This window comes from Polaromonas sp. P4_F4 (assembly GCF_056401355.1).
The window spans coordinates 1-568 of sequence record NZ_JBFUJO010000071.1 but is presented as its reverse complement, the minus strand read 5'-3'; the positions used below and the strand labels follow the sequence as shown (position 1 = coordinate 568).

At 65.5% G+C, this 568-nt stretch carries 1 protein-coding gene; it reads right to left on the bottom strand.

Annotation, left to right across the window (positions count from 1 at the left end):
- Positions 1-568 (bottom strand): Bug family tripartite tricarboxylate transporter substrate binding protein (locus tag AC1DUR_RS25805; RefSeq protein ID WP_477722391.1); only part of this gene is annotated, 568 nt, incomplete at both ends.

The window sequence follows — 568 nt, the reverse complement described above, 5'->3', positions numbered from 1 at the left end:
GCAGCTGCTCGGGCGTGCCTCCTCGGGGCGTGACATTCAGCCCAGCGAGCTGTTTGCGCACACCGGGATCGGCAAGGACCTTGTTCACTTCCCGATTGAGCATGGCGATCACCTGCGGCGGCGTGCGCGCTGGCGCCGCCAGCGCATTCCAGGAGGCGACGTCGAAACCAGGCACGCCGCTCTGCGCCATCGTCGGCACATCGGGCAAGGCTGACGCTCGCTGCGCCCCCATCACGGCCAGCGGCCGCACCGCCTTCGCGGAGATCTGGGAAAGCATGGGACCCAGGATCTCCACCGCCGCATCGACCTGCCCGCCGCGCAACGCGGTGAGCACCGCAGGCGAACCATTGAAGGGTACGACCTGAAAATCCACACCCGCGCTCGTCTTCAGCAATTCCGCAGAGAGATGCTGCGTGCTGCCGACGTTGATGGTGGCCACGTTCAGCTTGCCTGGGTTCGCCTTGGCGTACGCGAGCAAGTCCTTCATGCTCTTGAAGCGGCTGTCGGTGGTCGTCAGCACGGCAAGGTCGAAAAAGCCCAGCGTCCCCACCGGTTCGAAGTCCTTCTG